The sequence below is a fragment of the Halobacillus sp. genome (assembly GCF_049282395.1).
Classification (GTDB): domain Bacteria; phylum Bacillota; class Bacilli; order Bacillales; family Halobacillaceae; genus Halobacillus.
In genome coordinates this window covers 1-2,912 of the sequence record NZ_JBAPTY010000399.1, presented here as the reverse complement: position 1 = coordinate 2,912, position 2,912 = coordinate 1, and the positions used below count along the sequence as shown (strand labels likewise).

The following is a 2,912-nucleotide window of genomic DNA, read 5'->3' as shown; positions in this document are numbered from 1 at the left end:
GCTTTATGCCATTTATCCCTGAAAGGGAAAAAAAAGGGACCTCAGGTCACCCAGAATCTGGATGACCTGAGGTCCCTTTTATTGGGTATTACCGGGTGAGCAGTGATGCACCTATTACGCCGGCATCCCCGCTTAGGGAAGACGGCTGGAGATTAATATGAGGAACCAGTTCCTCATAGACGTATCCTTTCACTTTTTCTCTAAGGGGTGTCCACACCAGATCACCGGCATTCATCACGCCTCCGCCGATCACAAACACATCAGGATTTACGACGTGCGTCACATTTGCAATGCCTACAGCTAAATAATCAACCGCGTCATCGACAATCTGCCATGCTTCTTCATTTCCTTCTCTGACAAGATCGAATACGGCTTCCGCTCCTCCTTCTATGTCATGAAGCTCCTTCGCCCGATTTCCAATCGCCGTTCCGCTTGCGTACCCTTCAAGTGCCCCTTTATTTAAATTACTGTACTGAGAACCACCGCGCTGGACAATCATATTTCCGATTTCACCCGCGAACCCTTGAGCCCCATGAAAGACTTGTCCATTGGTCACCAGACCGCCGCCTACACCGGTGCTTACCGTTACATAATAGACACTTTCATAGCCCTTGCCGCTGCCGTAGGTGGCTTCAGCAAGAGCCGCAGCATTTGCATCGTTCGTTAAATAAACATTTGCAGAGAAATGCTGGCTGATTTCATCAACCAGATAAACTTCGTCCCAGCCCGGTAAATTCGGAGGACCTAAAATCACTCCACGCTTCGGGTCGAGTGGTCCCGGGGCTCCAATACCAATTCCGTCGATACGTTTCTTTCCTTCAGAAATCGTGTGGATCATGTTCACCATTTTTTTAATGGTATGAAGGTGTCCTTTTTCTGCTTCTGTCGGTTCTTGCAACAGTTCCTCCACCAGCCCATTTTTATTTACAATGGCAACACGAACGTTGGTACCGCCTAAGTCAATTCCTATATTAATTCCCATAGCTAACTACGCTCCTTTTAATAGAACTCTCTTTCTTCTATTGTACTGGTTTTTCTAATACCATTAAAACGTTGTCTACTATTTTTACAGAATTCTGCAAAAAAAGTATAATAGAAGGGAACTCCTTAAAAAAAGAGGTGGATGTATGGGTCGGAGTGAACGCTATAAAAAGAAGCGAAAAAGGAGAAGAACGTGGAAAATCCTTCTCGCCGTATTAGCCGTCTTTCTAATTGGATGCGGTATCTTCATTTTTAAACTCTTTAATGATGTCCGAACGACCATCAATGATGATCTTCATGAAGATGTATCTGCCATCGATACAGATGAAACGAAAGAGAAAGTAGATAAGAAAGAACCTATTAATATACTGCTGCTAGGTGTAGACGAACGCGAGAACGATGTCGGGAGATCCGACACCATGATCGTGATGACACTTGATCCGAACAACAATCAAATGCAAATGGTCAGTATTCCCCGTGATACGAGAGTAGAGATTGCCGGAGACGGGCGAACCACCCGGATTAACCATGCCTACGCCTATGGCGGAAGTGATATGGCCGTTGATACCGTTGAGAACTTTTTAGATATCGATCTTGATTATTATATAAAGGTGAATATGGAAGGCCTTTCTCAACTGGTCAATGCGGTTAACGGCGTAACCGTCCAGAACGATCTTGCTTTCAGTGCTGGCGGACACAGCTTTAAGGAAGGAACGATTGAATTAAACGGTGAAGAAGCACTTGCGTTTGTGAGAATGCGCAAAAATGATCCAAGTGGCGACCTTGGCCGTAACGAACGTCAGCGTCAGGTCATTCAGGGAATTATTGATAAAGGAGCAAGCATAGGAGTCGTTAACAAAATTGGCGATATCCTCGATGTACTCGGCAATAATGTAAACACCAATATGCAATTTGAGGACATGCGCCGTCTTGCGGCCAACTATCGCAGTGCCCGCCAAAACACCTCCTCCTATCAGATGAGCGGTGAAGGAAGAATGATTAATGGAATGTATCTCATGATTATGTCCGATCAGGAAATACAAAAAACACACGATATGATTGTTGATTTTGGTTCTAATTAAGAAAACCGCCTCTATTTTTCGAGGCGGTTTATTTTCATTTTATAACATGGGCAAGCAGCCTATTAGACGGGGGTTTATCGAATGAAAGTCTGGTATTGTAAACTCTCACTTATGAAAAACAATGATCTATGAAGTCGGTTGTTTCCGACGGGAAGCCTGCACCCATCTCCAAAGCAGACGAATAACAAAATAGACGCCGCAAAAAACGAGAAATCCGAATATACTTGCTGCAGCATCTCCGAATTCCATATTTCCTCTTCCCGTAATCTTCTGCTGAATTTCTACAGCGAATACGAAAACAAGAACCATAGAAAAGGTGAATAAAAACGAAATCGCTGAGATACTTAGTTTAGATAAGGCATGAAAAATAGAATCCACAAATAATAGCGCAATAATTCCTAGAATACCAATTACCCAAAAGTGAAGGTCTTTGTCAGACAAATCCCATCCAAGTACCCTCGTAAGGTCCAAAAGAACATCGTGCCAGATATTCACCAATTCGGCCAGAATTAAAATAATTTCCTTCATATAAACCCCTTCTCATTCCTAAACTTTCCATTTTGATCATTTTAAAATACCTTATCATATTTGTATGTAAATGAATATATAAATATGGGACGTTTTTAGGACAATCGTCCAGAGTGATAAAGAAGCTTGCACTGGCTCTTTTAAACGCTGTTATTGATTTTTTTAGCAAAGGTTTATTAAGTTATAGGGCCGGATTGTGGAAGACGCAGTTTCGAGATGTTGGGTTAGTTTAAAGGTCCTGCGGGGGACGATTTCGCTTTCCGTGGGCATGTGCTGAGCCTCCTCAGGCTTCGCCTTCCGTGGATCTTACCGATCATGTTC

3 protein-coding genes are annotated in these 2,912 nt (G+C 43.1%); 1 reads left to right on the top strand and 2 read right to left on the bottom strand.

What is annotated here, in order from left to right; genetic code table 11:
- Window positions 1-88 precede the first annotated feature (88 nt).
- Window positions 89-982, bottom strand: a complete 894-nt coding sequence (locus WAM07_RS16760; protein ID WP_422168553.1) for an ROK family protein — start codon at window positions 980-982, stop codon at window positions 89-91.
- Between the two features lie 145 nt (window positions 983-1,127).
- On the opposite strand from WAM07_RS16760, the gene WAM07_RS16755 reads away from it, so the two are divergent.
- The gene (locus WAM07_RS16755) at window positions 1,128-2,063 is read left to right on the top strand and encodes an LCP family protein (RefSeq protein WP_422168552.1); all 936 of its coding nucleotides are present in this window, start codon (window positions 1,128-1,130) and stop codon (window positions 2,061-2,063) included.
- 126 nt (window positions 2,064-2,189) lie between these two features.
- Here WAM07_RS16755 and WAM07_RS16750 read toward each other — a convergent pair whose 3' ends face one another.
- Window positions 2,190-2,591, bottom strand: coding sequence for a hypothetical protein (locus WAM07_RS16750; protein WP_422168551.1), 402 nt, complete (start codon window positions 2,589-2,591; stop codon window positions 2,190-2,192).
- Window positions 2,592-2,912: the final 321 nt, after the last annotated feature.

Excerpts from the sequence above, each read along its gene's own strand:
- WAM07_RS16760 (WP_422168553.1), bottom strand. The coding sequence starts at position 982 with ATGGGAATTAATATAGGAATTGACTTAGGCGGTACCAACGTTCGTGTT.
- WAM07_RS16755 (WP_422168552.1), top strand. The coding sequence starts at position 1,128 with ATGGGTCGGAGTGAACGCTATAAAAAGAAGCGAAAAAGGAGAAGAACG.
- WAM07_RS16750 (WP_422168551.1), bottom strand. The coding sequence starts at position 2,591 with ATGAAGGAAATTATTTTAATTCTGGCCGAATTGGTGAATATCTGGCAC.